Source organism: Clostridioides sp. ES-S-0048-02 (assembly GCF_020658495.1).
Classification (GTDB): domain Bacteria; phylum Bacillota; class Clostridia; order Peptostreptococcales; family Peptostreptococcaceae; genus Clostridioides.
Window position 1 is genome coordinate 1 of record NZ_JACVWH010000080.1, and the last position, 368, is coordinate 368.

Consider the following 368-nt stretch of genomic DNA (forward strand, 5'->3'; position numbering starts at 1 on the left):
AGTCAAAGTCATGTGCCTTACCGACTTGGCTAATCCCCAATATATATGTGGTGAGCGCACAGGGATTCGAACCCCGGACACACGCCTTAGAAGGGCGTTGCTCTATCCAGCTGAGCTATGCACCCACATTGCAATATAAACATAAATTTGGAGCGGGAAACGAGATTCGAACTCGCGACTTCAACCTTGGCAAGGTTGCGCTCTACCACTGAACTATTCCCGCTCGTTTATTAAATTAAATAAAAATGGTGCGGATGAAGGGAGTCGAACCCCCACGCCAATGGCGCTAGATCCTAAGTCTAGTGCGTCTGCCAATTCCGCCACATCCGCGCATTTTTTTGGTGGAGGATGGTGGATTCGAACCACCG

The 368-nt window shown here is 49.5% G+C and carries 3 tRNA genes; all 3 read right to left on the reverse strand.

The window, feature by feature from the left end:
- Positions 1-48: 48 nt before the first annotated feature.
- The 3 genes from IC173_RS20485 to IC173_RS20495 all read right to left on the reverse strand — a co-directional run bounded on the left by IC173_RS20485 (position 49) and on the right by IC173_RS20495 (position 330).
- Positions 49-125: transfer RNA gene (locus IC173_RS20485), tRNA-Arg, on the reverse strand.
- Positions 126-148: 23 nt separating this feature from the next.
- A tRNA-Gly gene (locus IC173_RS20490) sits at positions 149-223 on the reverse strand.
- Between the two features lie 23 nt (positions 224-246).
- A tRNA-Leu gene (locus IC173_RS20495) sits at positions 247-330 on the reverse strand.
- Between the last annotated feature and the right edge of the window lie 38 nt (positions 331-368).